The 17,501-nt window shown below is 44.7% G+C and carries 17 protein-coding genes and 1 pseudogene; 7 read left to right on the forward strand and 11 right to left on the reverse strand.

The genetic code is table 11. The annotated features are described in order from the left end of the window. Window positions 1-3: 3 nt before the first annotated feature. Window positions 4-618: an alpha-ketoglutarate-dependent dioxygenase AlkB gene (locus tag CA265_11955; protein ARS42969.1), complete on the reverse strand. Its 615-nt coding sequence runs from the start codon at window positions 616-618 to the stop codon at window positions 4-6. A gap of 88 nt (window positions 619-706) precedes the next feature. Here CA265_11955 and CA265_11960 point away from each other — a divergent pair, with 88 nt between their 5' ends. Genes CA265_11960 through CA265_11970 form a run of 3 tightly spaced genes read left to right on the forward strand, consistent with a single transcriptional unit; the run spans window position 707 to window position 6,188 of the window. Next, on the forward strand, window positions 707-1,444 hold the full coding sequence (locus CA265_11960; GenBank protein ARS40330.1) for an Error-prone repair protein ImuA: 738 nt from the start codon (window positions 707-709) through the stop codon (window positions 1,442-1,444). Window positions 1,445-1,446: 2 nt separating this feature from the next. After that, the gene (locus CA265_11965) at window positions 1,447-2,943 is read left to right on the forward strand and encodes a nucleotidyltransferase (GenBank protein ID ARS40331.1); all 1,497 of its coding nucleotides are present in this window, start codon (window positions 1,447-1,449) and stop codon (window positions 2,941-2,943) included. Window positions 2,944-2,957: 14 nt separating this feature from the next. Next, a complete protein-coding gene (locus CA265_11970) occupies window positions 2,958-6,188 on the forward strand; it encodes an error-prone DNA polymerase (protein ID ARS40332.1) in 3,231 nt (1,076 codons plus the stop codon). An 80-nt stretch (window positions 6,189-6,268) separates the two neighbouring features. Here CA265_11970 and CA265_11975 read toward each other — a convergent pair whose 3' ends face one another. The 4 genes and pseudogenes from CA265_11975 to CA265_11990 all read right to left on the reverse strand — a co-directional run bounded on the left by CA265_11975 (window position 6,269) and on the right by CA265_11990 (window position 9,149). Further along, complete coding sequence (locus CA265_11975; GenBank protein ARS40333.1) at window positions 6,269-6,892, reverse strand: SAM-dependent methyltransferase; 624 nt, start codon at window positions 6,890-6,892, stop codon at window positions 6,269-6,271. Between the two features lie 767 nt (window positions 6,893-7,659). Further along, window positions 7,660-7,851, reverse strand: a pseudogene (locus CA265_11980) (hypothetical protein). A gap of 138 nt (window positions 7,852-7,989) precedes the next feature. Further along, window positions 7,990-8,760 (reverse strand): formamidopyrimidine-DNA glycosylase, encoded by a 771-nt coding sequence (locus tag CA265_11985; protein ID ARS40334.1) that lies wholly within the window; start codon window positions 8,758-8,760, stop codon window positions 7,990-7,992. Window positions 8,761-8,765: 5 nt separating this feature from the next. Next, complete coding sequence (locus CA265_11990; GenBank protein ID ARS40335.1) at window positions 8,766-9,149, reverse strand: hypothetical protein; 384 nt, start codon at window positions 9,147-9,149, stop codon at window positions 8,766-8,768. Window positions 9,150-9,747: 598 nt separating this feature from the next. Between CA265_11990 and CA265_11995 the strand changes: the two genes are divergently transcribed. Beyond that, a complete protein-coding gene (locus tag CA265_11995; GenBank protein ARS40336.1) occupies window positions 9,748-10,119 on the forward strand; it encodes a hypothetical protein in 372 nt (123 codons plus the stop codon). Between the two features lie 160 nt (window positions 10,120-10,279). After that, window positions 10,280-10,783, forward strand: a complete 504-nt coding sequence (locus CA265_12000; protein ARS40337.1) for an RNA polymerase subunit sigma — start codon at window positions 10,280-10,282, stop codon at window positions 10,781-10,783. A 209-nt stretch (window positions 10,784-10,992) separates the two neighbouring features. On the opposite strand, the gene CA265_12005 is transcribed toward CA265_12000, so the two are convergent. After that, window positions 10,993-11,568, reverse strand: a complete 576-nt coding sequence (locus CA265_12005; protein ARS40338.1) for a hypothetical protein — start codon at window positions 11,566-11,568, stop codon at window positions 10,993-10,995. A 116-nt stretch (window positions 11,569-11,684) separates the two neighbouring features. After that, a complete protein-coding gene (locus CA265_12010; protein ARS40339.1) occupies window positions 11,685-12,842 on the reverse strand; it encodes a glutathione-dependent formaldehyde dehydrogenase in 1,158 nt (385 codons plus the stop codon). A gap of 228 nt (window positions 12,843-13,070) precedes the next feature. Between CA265_12010 and CA265_12015 the strand changes: the two genes are divergently transcribed. Then, a complete protein-coding gene (locus CA265_12015; protein ID ARS40340.1) occupies window positions 13,071-13,367 on the forward strand; it encodes a hypothetical protein in 297 nt (98 codons plus the stop codon). Between the two features lie 184 nt (window positions 13,368-13,551). Here CA265_12015 and CA265_12020 read toward each other — a convergent pair whose 3' ends face one another. The 3 genes from CA265_12020 to CA265_12030 are packed head-to-tail and all read right to left on the reverse strand — an operon-like array spanning window position 13,552 to window position 15,904. After that, window positions 13,552-14,232: a hypothetical protein gene (locus CA265_12020; GenBank protein ID ARS40341.1), complete on the reverse strand. Its 681-nt coding sequence runs from the start codon at window positions 14,230-14,232 to the stop codon at window positions 13,552-13,554. A gap of 15 nt (window positions 14,233-14,247) precedes the next feature. After that, window positions 14,248-15,492, reverse strand: coding sequence for a hypothetical protein (locus CA265_12025; protein ID ARS40342.1), 1,245 nt, complete (start codon window positions 15,490-15,492; stop codon window positions 14,248-14,250). Further along, complete coding sequence (locus CA265_12030) at window positions 15,476-15,904, reverse strand: hypothetical protein (GenBank protein ID ARS40343.1); 429 nt, start codon at window positions 15,902-15,904, stop codon at window positions 15,476-15,478. Before CA265_12030 ends, CA265_12025 begins: the two co-directional genes overlap by 17 nt. Before the next feature lie 228 nt (window positions 15,905-16,132). Here CA265_12030 and CA265_12035 point away from each other — a divergent pair, with 228 nt between their 5' ends. Beyond that, a complete protein-coding gene (locus tag CA265_12035) occupies window positions 16,133-16,711 on the forward strand; it encodes a hypothetical protein (GenBank protein ID ARS40344.1) in 579 nt (192 codons plus the stop codon). Between the two features lie 57 nt (window positions 16,712-16,768). Here the strand turns inward: CA265_12035 and CA265_12040 are convergent, their stop codons facing one another. Further along, complete coding sequence (locus CA265_12040) at window positions 16,769-17,221, reverse strand: hypothetical protein (protein ID ARS40345.1); 453 nt, start codon at window positions 17,219-17,221, stop codon at window positions 16,769-16,771. Window positions 17,222-17,501: the final 280 nt, after the last annotated feature.

The following is a 17,501-nucleotide window of genomic DNA, read 5'->3' on the forward strand; positions in this document are numbered from 1 at the left end:
ATTTTAAGTCCCGACAATTTTTCTAAAAGTCAGATTGACCCTTGGTCTCATTACCTTAGTTGATTTTGCGATCCTATGGTCCCACTTAGTCTGGAGATCCCCCTTCATCAGCAGCAGCGAACCATGCTCCAATCGCACGGTATATTTTTCGCTGTGGTCAGTTTTTCTCCGGATATCAAAAGCCCTCACCTGCCCAAAAGAAACCGATGCAATAACAGGATGCGACCCCATTACCGTCTCGTTATCACTATGCCAGGCCACAGAATCCTGCCCATCCCGGTAATAATTCAGGAGCACACTGTTAAAATTAATCCCTGAAGCGCTTTCCACCAACAATTTTAGTTTCAGAAGTTCAGCTGTCCATGGCAGTGGAACTGATTTCCCCAGGGCATTATAATCTGTACCATCGGGATCACCATACCAGGCAGAAAGCCTTGGGATAATCACTTCCTTATCATACATCTTCACTTTTTTCTGTATCCATGGCGTGTCTGAAATAAAGCCTGAAAGCAAAAGGTTTGCCTCAGTTATATCAATAAATCCGGGAATATACTCCAGTACCTCCTTTGGCAGCCCTGGGGTCTGCCCCGATTCCCTGAAAAAACTCAACTGTTCCATATCCAATACAAATGTGCAAAATAATTTCAAAATACTAATATTTTTAGCATTATATTTGTCCATGTAAACACAAAAAAGGAGGTTGATCATGGAACAGGCAGCAAAAAAACAGCTCATTAAGGACTTAAGGGAACAAATCCTTTCCATGCAGGGCTTTAAATCCGCATCCGGTAACCAGCAAAACATTAGCGGTTTCGAGCTTTTTGCACCGGCTTTCCCCGGCCACATCTTTCCCTTGCAAGGCATCCATGAATTCGTCTGCGAAAGCCTTGAGCAGACAGCTGCCAGTAATGGCTTTATTAGTGGCATACTTTCCCCGCTGATGCAAGACGGCAGCCCCTGTATCTGGATCAGTGCCTCCAGGAAATTCTTTCCACCCGCAGTAAAAAGATTTTCGCTAAACGCTGCCTCCATTATCTTCATTGACCTCCAGAACGAAAAGGAACTGTTGTGGGTGACCGAAGAAGCCTTAAAATGTGAAGGACTGGCAGCCGTGGTTTCCGAAATCCCGGACTTAAATTTTGCGACATCAAGAAGATTCCAGCTGGTGATTGAAAAAAGCAAGGTAACCGCCCTATTCTTAAGGGAAAACCCCAGAACACTTTCCAATACCACCTGTCTTGCCCGCTGGAAAATCAGCCCATTGCCCAGCATATTACCCCAGGGTATGCCCGGTGTCGGCCAGCCCAGCTGGAGGGCAGAATTGCTCAAAGTGCGTAACGGGCAGGGCGGCACTTTTGAGATCTGCTGGTCAGGCAGCACATTTAAAAATCTACAAAACGAAAACACCCGGGTTTTACCACTCCATGGACTACAGGCAGTATAAAGATGGCAAAGCGGTTTTTAAGTATATGGTTTCCGTTTTTGCTAACGGATTGGATGGCTATCCGCCGCCCCGAATGGAAAACGCGGCCAATGGTCTGCGCAGGTGCCAGCCATGGCCGTATGATGGTTGTCGCCGCAAACCAGCATGCAAATACCCAGGGCATTTATAAAGGAATTCCCCTAGCCGATGCGCGGGCCATTGTGCATGAACTCGAAGTCTTTGATGAAAAGCCAGCAAGGCAGCAGAAACTGCTCGAAGGCCTGGCCAGATGGGCCATCCGCTATACCCCGCTATCCTCTACCGATACAGAGGGTATCCTGCTTGATATCACCGGATGCTGCCATTTATGGGGCGGAGAAGAAGCCTACCTAAAACACATCACCGGCAGACTCCAGTCAGCAGGTTACAATGTAAAAGCTGCGATCGCAGATACCATTGGTGCGGCCTGGGCACTGTCCCGTTATGGAAATGGCGCTGAAATCGTAGATCAATACCAGCAGCATTTTGCTTTACTACCCCTTCCTCCGGCAGCACTCAGGATCGCTGGTGAAACCACCGAAAAGCTACATAAACTGGGACTTGGTAAGATTGAGCGATTCATTAAAATGCAACGCAGCGTGCTTCGCCGCAGGTTTGGAGAGAACCTGCTACTGCGAATCTCGCAAGCCATGGGCGATGAGCCCGAGGCCTTCAGTCCGATTACTGTGATCCGGGAATATGAAGAGCGGCTGGCTTGCCTTGAACCCATCCGCACCGCCAAAGCCATCGAAATTGCCATCGAAAAACTACTGGAAAAACTTTGCCTAAGACTTAAAAATGAAGGACTGGGACTTAGAAAAGCAGAACTAAAAGGTTACCGGATAGATGGAAAAACAATTTCTACAGCTATAGGCACCAGCAGGCCCAGTGATGATCCCATCCACCTGATGAAACTTTTTGCACTAAACATTTCCGGCATTGCGCCCGGCATGGGTATCGAACTTTTCTCCCTTAGCGCCGAAAAAACCGAAAAGATGGAACGCCAGCAGGAAAAGATCTGGGCCGGACAGGCAGGTCTTGACAGCCAGCCACTGGCCGAGTTACTAGACCGCGTGGCTGGGAAAGTGGGCAACAATGCCATCCGCCGATACCTGCCAAGGGCAGACTTCTGGCCGGAAAGAGCGGCTAAACAGGCTAAAGATTTAACTGAGATGAATGAAATTAGTTTCCACAATCCATTGAACCGTCCCATACAGCTACTTTCCAGGCCTGAGCGGATCGAGGTTACTGCACCCATACCCGATTACCCCCCAATGTTATTCATCTACAATGGTGAGCGCCACAGCATTAAAAAAGCAGATGGTCCTGAAAGACTGGAACGCGCCTGGTGGCTGGAAGAAGGGGAACACCGCGATTATTATACTGTAGAAGATGAAAAAGGGAACCGCTACTGGCTCTTCCGTTCTGGCCACTATGCAGCCGAAAACTCGGCCTGGTTTATACATGGATTTTTTGCTTAGAAACTATAAGAACAATGGAATACACCGAACTTCAGGTTACAAGCAATTTCAGCTTCCTTCGCGGCGCCTCCCACCCGGAAGAACTCGTAAAAGAGGCCGCAAAAATGGGTTATAAAAAAATCGCCATCACCGATCATAACACCCTCGCTGGAATCGTGCGTGCACATGCCCAGGCCAGAAAACACAACATAGAAATTATCCCGGCCTGCAGGCTAAACCTGGTGGACGGTGCATCCCTGCTTGCCTACCCCACAGACACTGAAAGCTATGGCAGGCTGTCTGCCTTACTTAGCCTGGGTAACCTGCGCACCGAAAAAGGCAGCTGCCAACTCTATAAAAAAGATGTGTTTGAATATGCCCAAGGCATTATTTTTATTGCCATCCCACCCGAGAATCTCTCAGAAGGCTTTGATTTCCAATTGAACTTTTATGCAGACCTTCAAAGCTATCAAAATGCCTTAAAAGAAAATCTTTACCTGGCCATAAACAGGACTTATCAGGGCGAAGACCAGAAGAGAATGTTCCGCCTGGCAAAACTCTCTCAAAAAACAGGCATTCCACTGGCCGCGACCAATGATGTCTATTACCACAGCCCAAACAGACGCGAACTGCAGGATGTGCTAAGCTGCGTAAGGGAAAAATGCACCATCCATAACGCTGGCTACCTGCTTTTCCAAAACGCCGAGCGGCATTTAAAACCCGAAGCGGAAATGAAAAGGCTTTTCCGTCAATATCCGCAGGCACTTGAAAATACCGTAAAAATCTCACAAAAATGCACCTTCAGCCTGGATAGCTTAAAATACATTTACCCCGAAGAAATTACCTCAGAAGGCAGGACACCACAACAGGAACTCCAGTACCTGACCATGAAAGGCGCATATGAGCTTTTCGGCGACGAACTACCAAAAAAAGTAACTGATAACATCAGCCATGAGATGAAATTTGTGGAGGAAATGAACTACGCGTCTTATTTCCTCACCGTTTATGACATCGTGCGTTTTGCAAGGAGCCAGCACATCTTGTGCCAGGGCCGCGGCTCAGCTGCCAATTCCACCATCTGCTACTGCCTAGGCATTACCTCGGTCGATCCCACCAAATTTGATCTGCTCTTTGAGCGCTTTATTTCCTCTGCCCGTAACGAACCGCCCGATATCGATGTGGATTTCGAGCATGAACGAAGGGAAGAAGTAATTCAGTATATTTATCAGAAATACGGACGCGACCGGGCCGCCATTGTGGCCACAGTCACCCAGCAAAGACAAAAAGGGGCTATCCGTGATGTGGGCAAAGTAATGGGCTTATCGGTAGATACCATTAACCGCCTTTCAAGCTCCATATGGGAGTTTACCGATGAATGGTTTGAAGGCGGAAAACTGACCGAGCAGGGCCTCAACCCCAATGATCCGCTGCTTCGGAAAGTCCTGAGCCTCACCGCCAAGATGATGGGCTTTCCAAGACAATTGGGCCAGCATACCGGCGGCTTTGTGATCACCCGCGGAAAACTAACTGACCTTTGCCCCATCTTGAATGCCAGAATGGAAGACCGGACCAATATTGAGTGGAACAAAGATGATATCGATACACTCGGCTTCCTCAAAATCGATGTACTTGCCTTGGGCATGCTCACCTGCATCAGAAAAGGTTTTGATCTGGCCAAAGCGCATTATAACCTGGAGCTAACCATGGGCAAGATCAACGAAGTGGAAGATCCAAAGGTTTATGAAATGATCAGTCATGCAGACACCCTAGGCGTTTTCCAGATTGAAAGCCGTGCCCAGATGTCCATGCTTCCACGCCTGAGGCCAAAAAAATTTTATGACCTGGTGATCGAAGTGGCCATTGTCCGCCCCGGTCCCATTCAGGGAGACATGGTCCATCCTTACCTAAAAAGACGTAACGGTGAAGAAAAGGTAGATTACCCTTCTGAAGAACTCAAAGAGATCCTGCACCGCACGCTCGGGGTCCCGCTCTTTCAGGAACAGGCCATGAAAATTGCCATTGTTGCCGCAGGCTTTACCCCTGCTGAAGCCGATGAACTCCGCCGAAGCATGGCCACTTTTAAAGCCAAAGGCATGGTCACCAAGTTTGAGCAAAAACTCATCAGCGGAATGACCAGCAAAGGTTATAGCGAGGATTTTGCCAAACGGGTATTCAAACAGCTCGAAGGATTTGGCAGCTACGGTTTTCCCGAAAGCCATGCCGCCAGTTTCGCCCTGCTGGTCTATGTTTCCTGCTGGCTAAAATGTTATTATCCCGATGTATTTGCAACAGCCCTGCTTAACAGCATGCCTATGGGTTTTTACCAACCTGCACAGATCGTCATCGATGCCAAAAAACATGGCGTGGAAATCAGGCCTATTGACATTAATTATTCTGCCTGGGACAACCTGCTGGAAGAAAAATCCGGAAAATACCATGCCATCCGCTTAGGGTTTAGGCAGATCAAAGGCATGAAAGCTGAAGATATCGAATTACTGGACAAAGGCAGAAAAAAAGGATATGGCCACATCCACCAGCTGATGGATGCAGGCGTTAGCCTGTCTGCGCTGGAAAGGCTTGCCGATGCTGATGCTTTCGGTTCCATAGGCCTGGACAGAAGAGCTGCCCTTTGGGAAGTATCTGCCATGGCCGACCGACCCGTGGCACTCTTTGAAAACCAGCCCTCTGAAAGCAGTCTGGAAACACAGGCCACCTTACCACTAATGAGCAAAGGCGAACACGTGATACAGGACTATGCCTCCACTTCACTTTCATTAAAAGCACATCCGGTAAGCTTTGTGCGCGAGCAGCTAAGTCTTCTCCATGTCCTCCCGACTAAATCGTTGGCATCAGCAAAAGACGGCCAGAGCGTCAAAGTAGCAGGTCTGGTGCTGGTTAGGCAGCGTCCCGGAACAGCCAAAGGCGTATGTTTTATTACCATAGAAGATGAAACCGGATTTACCAACCTGGTGGTATTTGAAAACCTGTTTGAAAAGTTCCGTAAAGAAATCATCCAGTCCAGACTACTGATGGTCGAAGGCAAACTGCAGATTGAAGGCGAAGTGATCCACGTGATTGTTAAACGGTGCTTTGACCTCACCAGGCTACTTCGCTCGATCGACAGGGCTGATCAGAATGATTTTCCAGCCGTAGCTTTTTCAAGGTCAGATGAAAGAACTGCCCCTTATCCCACTGGCCAAAAGGATCGCCCGGAAAAGAACACCCAAACAACATCAGCTATTCCAGGAGGCAGGAACTTTAAGTAAGCATGAGCTAACTACAAGCAATTCAGATGATTCACGCCACAACATAGAATCAGGAAGCGAAACCATCACATTAGAAAATCTTATTTTCTCAGGCACCAGGTGGTCATGCTCCTCATGTTCTGCACCACAGTGGTCTTAATGGGCTCATGAAGCGTGCCACCAAGTTTGCGCGTCAATCTGAGTAGCATTTCCTGATTGACCAGAAAACGTTCCGAACCATCCGGCAAAATATACCGCCCGTTGCCCACAAAGTGGAGCGAAGATTCAATCCCGATATCGGAGGCCAGCCTGCAGAAAAAATAACCATCCTTTTTCAGTACCCGCCACATTGAGCTTAACATCGCCTCGAAATGATCCAGGTTTTTGGCAAAGTGCAGAACCGCGCTGCTGATGACCAGATCAAAACTACTCTCACCAAAAGGCAACTCATCCACTTCTGCCACCATAAAATGATCTGCCTGCAAACCCTGCCCAAACCCCGAGGCCAGCTGCTTAAGCGCAGCAATTGCCTGCGGATCTTTATCCACACCAAATACCTCGAAACCCTGCTTCAAGAAAAATTGAACGTTTCTTCCGCTACCGCAACCAGCATCCAAAATTCGCGCACAGCCCTTATAAGTACCTTTTAATAACTGATCAAAAAGATATATATCAATATTCCCGTAAAGTTCCTGTAGATTATCCTGACTGTTTAAACCGCTCATTCCGCAAATTTATCTTTTTTCCAATTCTCCCTTTTATTTCAGGCAAAATTATGCCCGATTTTATTCTACTTTATCAGATCCGGGTTTCTGAGCATAAGGCCAGACCGATCAAAATATCAGCAAAGCAATAAAGCCGAACATTTAAAATGAAAGAAAATTTATGATCAAAAAAAAGGGCTAACCGTTTTAAAACAGATAGCCCCTTAAGCATAATCTAAATCGTCCCGTTGATTTAATCTTACACGATGAATTTACACAAAAATTCAAATCGACCAAAATCTCTGTAAAATTGTGAATCAAATTGTAAACCAGGGATATATCATGCATTCCTAACCTAATTGAGCATAATAGTTCAATTCGAGGAACTTTTGATTGCGTTTGATCCCATCAACAGTAACCTCAACTTGTTTAAACACCCCGGCAACTTTTATTTTTTCTGTGGGTAATGTTGATTTTCCGCGATAATGGGCGATTAAGAACGCTTCAGACTGTTGATCGTCACGGATTTCATAAATATCATATTGGTCCCTGATGGGTATGGGAACAAATGTCACTGCTTTACCGGTTGAAATCGGAACCAATATCAAACCCTGAAATTCTGATTTAGATTCTTTTAGCCTCGCAACGCCTGTTATCATCGCATTCGCGCCTAGCAGGCCCAATTTTTCTGCCTCAGCAGGCATTAGTTCCTGCGCTTTATGCTTTAAGAACGCACTCCTTAGCCGATCATCCAATTTCGAAATGATCTCCACCTGATCTTTCTTGGAAAGTTTTGAAATGGAAAATTCTAAAAACAGGATCAGGCGTTGTCGTTCATTAAAAATCCCGCCAACCTTGGCTAATTCACTGACATTTATTTCTCCATCCTCCGCTTTGGTAAATAGATTGAAAAAATGTCCGCCATTGTCTAAATGATTTATTGCTTCTGAAATGTTCTGATAAGGTTTAAGTTGTTCCATATATGGGCAGCAGTGATCGGGTTATTTTATCATTGAGCACCTTTTATTGCGGTGCGATTTATAGATGATTTTTATTACCTATTGTTACAAACTCAGGAAGCCTTAAATTTCAAATGGTCAAATAAATCTGGCCCTGGATCATCCGAAAAGTTTCTGAGACCTGGTATAATAACTGGTCCTTCCACTAATTTTCTCTGAAAAAACCTCTTCTCCCTTTTTGGTCTCTTTTATCTTCGCTCCGTGCACTTCCATAAAATCCCTGAGCTCACCGCGCAGTTCATCACCATTTTCTTTCGCGATTTTGTTGATTGCCTCCTTCAAGACCGAATGTATACACTCATTTAACCGCTTCACGTCCTGTTCCGGAATTGATCCCGCAACAGAGAAAGGCGAGATCCCGGCATGGTAAAGGATTTCATCGCCATAGGAATTCCCGATACCCCGCACCTTTTTCTGGTTCATCAAAAGCGTTTTGATCAGTGTTTTTTTTCCACTCAGGATTTTCTTTAATGAACTATAATCCAGTTCAAGTGCATCGGGCACATCATTTTCAGCTGGATTGAGTGTCGGGGTTGCTTGTTTCTGCATATCTGTGACAGCGAAACCCTCACCTCCCTTAAAAGTAAAGATCAGTATCGGGAACCTTGGTGGCTTATCTTCGAGTGCCACCAGTTCCCCTCTTAGCATCAGGTGTACGCCAAGTACGCGTCCTGCTCCAAAATGAAACTGCAAAGTTTTGCCCGAGCGTTTTACAGCGCTGAGCTTATGTCCTTCCAGTTGGCCTTTTAATTCCTGAGCAGAAACATTAAGCTTACCGGCCACTTCTACATCGATATTTTTCAGTACCTTTCCAACATACCTGCGGGTAAGGATGCGCGAGAAAACTTCAAGATCAGGGAGTTCAGCCATAAGGATTAGGATTTTATGTATTTTTTAATTTCTGAAAGATCGCTGCCCATGAGTACAATGGCTGCTTTAAGTTCACCTGTACTGATCTGAAACTGTTCTGCCCAGTACGTCAACTGCTTGGGATCTGCGCTATCGATGCTTCCCTCGCTGGATGCAAAATCTACCGCTTCAAGCTCATCTCTGTCTTCTTCTATTTCATGCTGCCCATTCACTTCGCTTTCCTGACCTTGCTGAAAGTAATGCCGCGCCCTTTTAAGACCGGTTGCAATTGCCGCTCTTTCTTCCATTCCCTGCGCTAAAAGTGCATTGGCTATCTCAACAGCTTTCTCCCTTAAAGTTTCAGGTTGGTTTTTATAGGATGGCGGATAATCCCTATTGTACCATGGCATAATCTTTCGTATTTACACTTAAAACATAGCTGATTAACGGAAAGTTTGATGGCCGGAAATAAAAAAGGCGGAGGTCCTTTTGGACTTCCGCCTTGACCTTCTCAGATCATTGTTTTTCATTCTGGTAAATGTGCTATAAAGACAGATTTCCCGCTCAATTGTTTTAGAAAAAATCAAAAAGCGCAGAGAAATATTTTAAACCTTTTTCTTTTTGCTTTTGATAAGGTTTCATTTTTTTTTCGGTCGGACAATCCTCAACAATATTTCATTCTCCGCTAACACTGATCTCTTGTTAAAGAAATTGTTTCCTGACCTGTTGGAAGAGTATCCTGTACTATCGCGATTGTCACCTCTCTAACAGCGAACAGAAAACCGCCATAACATTGGATAATAAGATTATCCAGAAATAATTGCCATTCTACCCATTCAGTGCATCAGCATTAAAATCAAAGTTGCAGGTAAACTAAACACCTTTTTGAATTTTCAGGTGGATCTGCATGATTAGGAATGAATACGGATTACCACAGAATAAATACCTAAACTTATTTCTGTTGTTTTTTTTGCAATAATCCCGCTAACTTAGGATACCAGACCAGAAATGAACATGCCTAAAATCCTGATCATCGAAGATGACCTCAGCAATGCCGACGTTATCCAGCAGATGTTAGAATCGGAAGATTTTGAGGTGGAGAGCATAAACAAACCCGGGGCTGTCGATCAATCAATAAAACGCTTTTCTCCCGACCTGATCGTAATGGACATTTTACTTGCCTCCGGCGACGGAAGGCTATTTTGTAATTCCATCAAAGAAAACCCAGACACAAATCACATTCCCATATTACTCATCACCGCTATGCTTGAATCAGAAATCCCGCGCATTCCATGCTTACCGGACGCCATCATGCTCAAACCCTTCGACTATCTGAAGCTGATTAAAACAGTAAAAACGCTACTACACACTTCAGGATAACATTCTTAAGGAAAGCTGAAAGGGCGTAATGCCCTAGAGCAGCTACAGAAAAACGAAGCTTTCTCGCCAGATTAAACAAAGAAATCATTCTAAAATTAGCATCAGCTAAAACTATTCTAAAAATAAACAGTTATCTATAAACCTATAAAACCAAATATCTATGAAGACCGCAACATTCAGCAACATGGTTACCGCCCATACTGATCAACTCTACGCCCACGCCATGAATTTCACAAGGGACACTGAAGATGCGAACGACCTTGTTCAGGATACATTGATCAAGGCTTTAAGGTTTAAAGAGGGGTTTGAGCAGGGGTCCAATTTTAAAGGATGGCTATTTGTGATCATGCGGAATACCTTCATCAACGATTATCGTAAAAAAGCAAAGAAAAATTCAATCATTACCATTGAAGAAGAGCTCAGTAGCGCACAACTTGCGGGCAACGCGTCACTTAACGGAGCTGAACATAAGTTCGCCATGCAGGATATTAACAATGCACTCCACCGCTTACCCGAAGCACACCGTTTGCCATTTGTGAGATATGTTGAAGGTTATAAATACCATGAAATTGCCGATGAACTGGGAATACCACTGGGAACAGTAAAAACACATATCCACCAGGCGAGGCTTGAACTTAAAAAAACGCTAAAAATTTATCGGTAAGAATCAAGTTCAAACGATGTATTTATCTCTGCATTCAAACCACTGATCCGGTGCCACAGCACCTGCCTTTTTATTAATAAAATAATTTCCATGCCCTAATATGCAATGGACCACTTGCTGTCGTTTAACTGACCAGCAAAATTAACGCTTTAGCCAATAGCTTACCCACTAGCATCATAGCCGGACATGAAGACACAGGATATATTGATCTATCTAAGCAACTGTATCTCCGCAAGGTTTTCGGTCAGCGTGGGCATCATTTGTTCTGCCCAGTCCCTTAACCTGGGGTCTTTAGCGCCTGTTGGGGAAACTGCCCTTACATGAATCGAGATGAGTTGCTGATCCGATTCAATGGTCATCCTCACCAGTTCCTTCTTAAAATTATCCCCTGCCAATTTTCTCAATCTGATCAGTCTTTCCATGTTTTCATCGCCGATCGCCGTGGATGAGTCTTCGGCAAACACCCCGACAACCGAATTCAGCTCGGACATATATTTTTTTGACTTTTCTATCCTTTGTTTTGCTATTTCAGGAAAACGCACATGACTGGTAATTTTGGAAAGCTCCTCATTTAAAAGCTGTTGGTACTTCTGTTCAGAAACCGCCATTGCATAGAAGGCTTCAGAGCTGAGCGCGTATGCCCCAGTATCCTCCTTATGGCAGGATGTACAAAGCAACCAGCAACAGAAAAATGCCTGCATTATGCGCCAGTAGTTAAGCGAAAAAAGGTTGGCTTGAAATGAATATTGAGTATCCATAGTGGTCTGTTTTATCCGCAAAAGCATTTTATCTTCTGACTAAGATGCGTTGCTAAGAAACAGGTAAAGCGGCAGGCAAAGGCGAAGTTTAACTAAGAGGATATAAAATTTAGCCCGGCCTGTTGCCAGGCTAATTCATTAACTTAAGGTTTTAAAACAACCTTAACACAGTCCTCTTCTTTATTATCAAAAATCTTATAGCCGTGTGCAGCATCCTCGAGCGGAAGTGTGTGGGTAATGATGTCATCCAGCACCACTTTCCCCTCGTTCACCAGCCCGATAAGTTTATCAATATAATTGAGTACTGGAGCCTGTCCCTGTTTAATGGTAATGCCCTTATCAAAAATCCTGAAAAGCGGGAAATTGTCATAAGGAGAACCATAAACGCCCATAATAGATACTGTTCCCATCCTGCGCACAGCCTCAAAACACATTTCCAGCACCTTAATAGATCCTTTCTCAAAATGTACCGTCGCTTTCACCTTATCGAAAAAGCTACGTTCCGGTTCAAAGCCAACGGCATCTACGCAGAGGTCAGCTCCCCGGCCACCAGTCATTTCCCTTATAGCCTCTACTACATCGACTTTATGTGGATTGAGGATATCGACATTATTTACTGCCTTAGCTTTTTCCAACCTGTAATCCAGGGGATCAATGGCAATTACCCTGCTGGCACCATTTATCCATGCTGCCTTCTGGGCCATCAGACCGACAGGTCCTGATCCAAAAATGGCAACCACCTCTCCTCCCTTGAGCTGTGCCCAATCAATAGCCGACCAACCGGTAGGAAAAATGTCCGTTAGGAACAATGCCTGCTCATCACTCAGATGCTCCGGAACAATACGCGGACTGATGTCGGCATAAGGAACACGGACATATTGTGCCTGTCCACCTGAATAACCGCCATACAGATCAGTATAACCAAACAATGCGGCACCTTTCTGGCTCATCATATCGCCATTGGGACCGTAGTTTTTAAAATTCGAAGTTTCGCAAGCCGGAGATGCCTCATGGGTACAGAAAAAACACTTACCGCATGAGATAGGAAAAGGAACTACGACGCGGTCTCCACGCTTGAGATTGGTGATCGAAGCACCTACTTCTTCTACTATCCCCATAAATTCATGTCCCATGATCAATGGGTCTTTCTGTGGTACTGCGCCGCTCAGGATATGAAGATCCGACCCGCAGATCGCAGTTGAGGTAACTTTCAAAATTACATCCCGGGGATCCAGAATTTTCGGATCAGGTACATAGTCCACCCGGATATCTCCAGGTTTGTGAAATACTGCTGCTTTCATAGTCTTGATTTTAGATACGATTTATGATTAAGCCTTGATAATCACCTTCGGCCTTAAAGAAGCAACAATAAAAAATCAGCTATAGTTTAGTCAATTTCACATTTTAAAGAAATAGGACTGTTCGCCATAACGGCCTTTAATTTAATTACTGATAGTTGACGAGCTGAAAAGATAATCCGAACCAAAGTCTCAATTATTTGTTTTTGGGTTATATTTCAAAGTATCAACATGGAACAACGACCAACGAATATGACCAAAGAAGCTCTACAGGCGCTAAAGCAAAAGTTCGAAGATGGGATGATAGACTCTGTGTGGAGCGAAAATGGAGAATTAACTTACATCATCAAAGATGGACTGGATCTAAATGAATACGCACTGGCCGCGAAACAGATACTCGAAAGTGAAGGCGATATTGCACACGATTTCACTGGCAAAGTCACCAATGAATCGAAATCCGCGTCTGCGAAATTTGAATATCGCTCGGGCTGGTTTCTGGACGGGCTGGCAGATGGTGAAATAGAGTAGCGATAACCGCTTCAAATCATAACACCTGCTCCATCCCTACTCGTAAATGGAGCAGGTGCTGGTCTTAGAGGAACGGCGCGGAGTTCAAACATCCAACACCGTTCCTGCGATAATATCTAATGAGAAGATTATCAGCGATCACAGCCATGGCCAAGGCCCGACATTGCCGGTATGCCAGCCATAGTTAATCAAAAAGTGTCAGGTCAGGTCCAGATCGGCGGTTGTTATCTTCATCCTTATTTCTTGCATTATTGATTTTGGGATCAACCTGCCAGCCCCTTAAAAGCTCATTACTTACCGGGTGCAACGCCTTTAGACGCTCCGTTACCGGAAGTTCCCGGTCAAGCCAGATTGCGCTTTCCGCTTGTGATAGGATACAGGGCATACGGTCATGGATTTTGGCTATAAATTCATTTGCAGGTTGCATAATCATCGTACAGGATGGAATAACAATGCCTGTCTTAGGATCTTTCCAACTGTCCCAATAGCCCGCCAGCAATAATACCTCACGGTCTTCACGTTCAAAGAAATAAGGCTGTTTAACCTTACTATTGCGGTCCCATTCATAAAAGCCCTCCACCACAAAAACGCAATGCCTCCTGCCAATCAGGGTGCGGTAACTTGGAAGGGCAAACATGGTCTCAATCCTGCAGTAAGTCGTGCTGAATTTAGGTACCTCTTTCGAATCAGCTGGAATAAGTCCCCATTTTACATAATGCAGTTTTCCAGGCCTGGCATCCAGTATCACGGGCATATCTGTCCCAGGGGGGCGATTGGTATCTTTTTCTTTCGATTCACCACCCAAGATTACCCCGGCTTTTGCAGCCATTGTCATGCTCTCGCCAATCAGTGTCCTTCCACACATATCTTTCCTTTCTTTTTATTTTACTTTTATAATGTCAGCCCAGCGTGTAGTATAACCTTTTGAAAGGTACTCATGCTTTAAACGCCACTTTTTCTCATACCCTTCAGTGGCCATGCGTATAGTCCCGCGACCATAGGCAAGGTTCAGCCTGTCAAGCACCGCCGATACCGAATCTTTCTTTCCACCATCATGATCTGAAAACATATTTAGCTGAAGCTCGCTTTCAGGAACCAGGCCAGTAGCAATTACCCCAGCCTTTCTGTATTTATTGCCATATTGAAAGAGTTTTTTTGCTACAGTGACCGCAATTTTGACCAAATCTGAAGTATTATTACTAGCCACCAGCAATTTATGGGTGTGCACCGGAAAATGCTGGGGATGATCTTCCCTATTCTTATTGGTATAGAGAAAAACCTGCAGATATAGACAGCGGAGCTTTTGGGCCCGCAGCTTTTCAGCCAGGCATGAGGCATACAGCGTAACCGCCTCGGCAAGGACATCCGGCTGCTCAATATAGTTCCTGAAAGAGCGGCTGACAGTAATTCCTTTTTTAGCTTCTCTGACCTCCTCTAAAGGAATGGCCGGTTTCCCCCAGAGTTCATTCCACATCCGTTGCCCCATTACAGTCATGTGCTGCTTGAACCACATCTCGGGCATATCCCGCAGCTGGGCTACCGTTTTTATCTCTAGCTCCTCGAATTTCTTATAATACTGCCTGCCTACTCCCCAAAGTTCATGCACCGGAAAATCGGCTACTGCATGATTTATCTTCTCCTCACTGTCCAAAACCATTACACCATTGTTCTTTTTGGCCAGTTTATTGGCTAGTTTGGCCAGTGTTTTAGTTGGCGCCACCCCAATCGATACCGGGATCCCTGTATTGTGGATAACAGATTTCCTGATTTCTGGCGCATATCTTTCCAGGTCAGCCACCCCGCCAAGCCAGCCAAAAGCCTCATCTATACTATAGACATCCAGGCGTGGAAACCACCTGCCCAGATGGTTCATCACCCGCTCACTCATATCGCCGTATAAAACATAATTGCTTGAGAACACCTGGATATCAAACTTTTTGATCAGGTCCCTGACCAAAAACTCCGGATCGCCCATTTTGATGCCACATAGTTTAGCCTCCTCACTCCGGGCAATCACGCATCCATCATTATTGCTTAGCACAACAACCGGTTTACCGTTAAGTTCGGGGCGGAAAAGCCTTTCGGCCGAAGCGTAAAAGTTATTACAATCACAAAGCGCAAACATGATTGTACCTCCCTACCCTTAATGTTTTTGGTAATACATTCCTGCAGATTACCGAAACTACACCCCAGATTTGCAGCAGCCCTATTTCTGTTTCCTTAACTGAATCCAGGCCGTTAATGAGCATCGGAACATTTTCTTCGATCAGGTATAAGCGGCATGAAAAGTTTCCACTAATAAAAGCAACCACCACAGCTCCCTCAAGGGCTTTGAGTGACTTATCGATCACTAATATATCTCCATCATTTATCCCGTAGGCAGACATTGCATCACCCTGCATCTGAAAGTAAAAGGTAGAATGCGGATCAACGACTAACTTTTCTGTAATATCCAACCTGCCTTCCAGATAATCTGACGCCGGAGACTGGAATCCCGAAATTTTCTGTTCTGCTCTTTTCTCAAACGACCTGATCATAAACCCATTGCCTTAATGCATCACAAAATTATACTAAAATTTTTAGCATTTAAAATCAAGGGCTTATTTAAAACACAACCGGCAGGAATATTAAGAAGATTGCCTTTCTTTATTCCTACCACTGTAGATCATTGGTTTGCCTAAGTGTAGCAAGACATATCGAAAAGCGTAGCGGGGGAATCCAAATACTTGCAGCTCATCCATAAATTACTACTTTTGGCGCTGTCTATGTTGTCACCAATAAGTTTTGAAAATGAGCACCTTATTATCCATCCATTCCGGCCCCAGGAAATGGACAGGCTAGCTGAGCTGTCAAATGATGTTTTCGAAATCCTTTCTGATGAGCTCACGCTAAAGTTTATTCCTAAGAAACGGCTTGAAAGTATCCCCCAGGCTGAAGGCTTTTTAAAATCCAGGTTGCTAAGCCACTACAGCGGAAAGAATTTTTTTCATTTCATTACAAGAAAATCTGCACAAAAGGTCATCGGCATCATTGAACTCATCAGCCCGGATTTGGCTATGGAACACTATCAACTTAAAACTTACCCATACTTTATAGAATTTTACCTTTCTTCCTCGGCTACGGGTTGTTATATCATGACTGAGCTATTGCCCGTGGTTATCGAATGTCTTTCTGATCAGGGAATCAGTCATATCGGTGCGGTTGTTCACAGAAAAAACACAGCTGCGACAAAAGTGCTCAAAAATGCAAAATTTACCTATCAAGGCCAATTTGATATCTTTCAGGACTTTTATGAAATAAACCCTTCCGCTATGCAGCTCAATCCGCAAGATAATCAAGCTTAATGGCTGGCTTTGCCAGCGGATATCAATCTCATTTGCACGAGTTAAAATTACTATGGTTTAAATAACTGGATCAGCCTTTTTTGTCCGGGACAGTATAAATGCGGTGACTAATGCCCCTGCTAAATAATACCCGATGGTAAGCAGCTTTACTCTTGTATTCCGCGCTACAGGGCGCTCGTCAAGTCCCATTGGTGCCGGCAAAGCGATCGCCCCCAGTCCTGCAGCAAGTCCGGAAAGAATGGCTTTAGGCCAGACATATTTATTGCCCCCAGTGCCGATCAGGCTATAATATAACGCATTTCCGGCCACATCCCCTGCCAGTGTAGCTTGATAAAGTTTGTCAGGATCTTCAATACCCGAGCCAAGCCAGCCCAATCCTTTATTAAGTGCTTCTTCACCCAGCAAATCAATCCTGGGCATATTATCATCACGACCTTTCAAACCCTCATGCAGGACATTGAGCACTACAGCTCCACCTAGCCCTGCCAATAAACTTTTTAATTTTTCCATCCTTAACTTGTTTTAATCCAAAGCCTATCCTAAATCCTGCCTGTTCCTCTTTATGGTTAATCCAATTAGCCCATTTTGCAATCGAGTAGCGATTAAATAACATTATCTATTAAAGAAAGATTTAAATAAAGTGGATATTTTAAAAAGTGGCTACAAAACTATCCAGCAGCGTTCAAAATTGTCACCGGCTAAAACAAAATAGGTAGAAAGCATCACTAATGATATAACAGTGGATACAAAGCAATAGCCAATTCCCTCCCTGTAGCGCAAGGCAAACCCA

The sequence above is a fragment of the Sphingobacteriaceae bacterium GW460-11-11-14-LB5 genome, assembly GCA_002151545.1.
Taxonomy (GTDB): Bacteria; Bacteroidota; Bacteroidia; order Sphingobacteriales; family Sphingobacteriaceae; genus Pedobacter.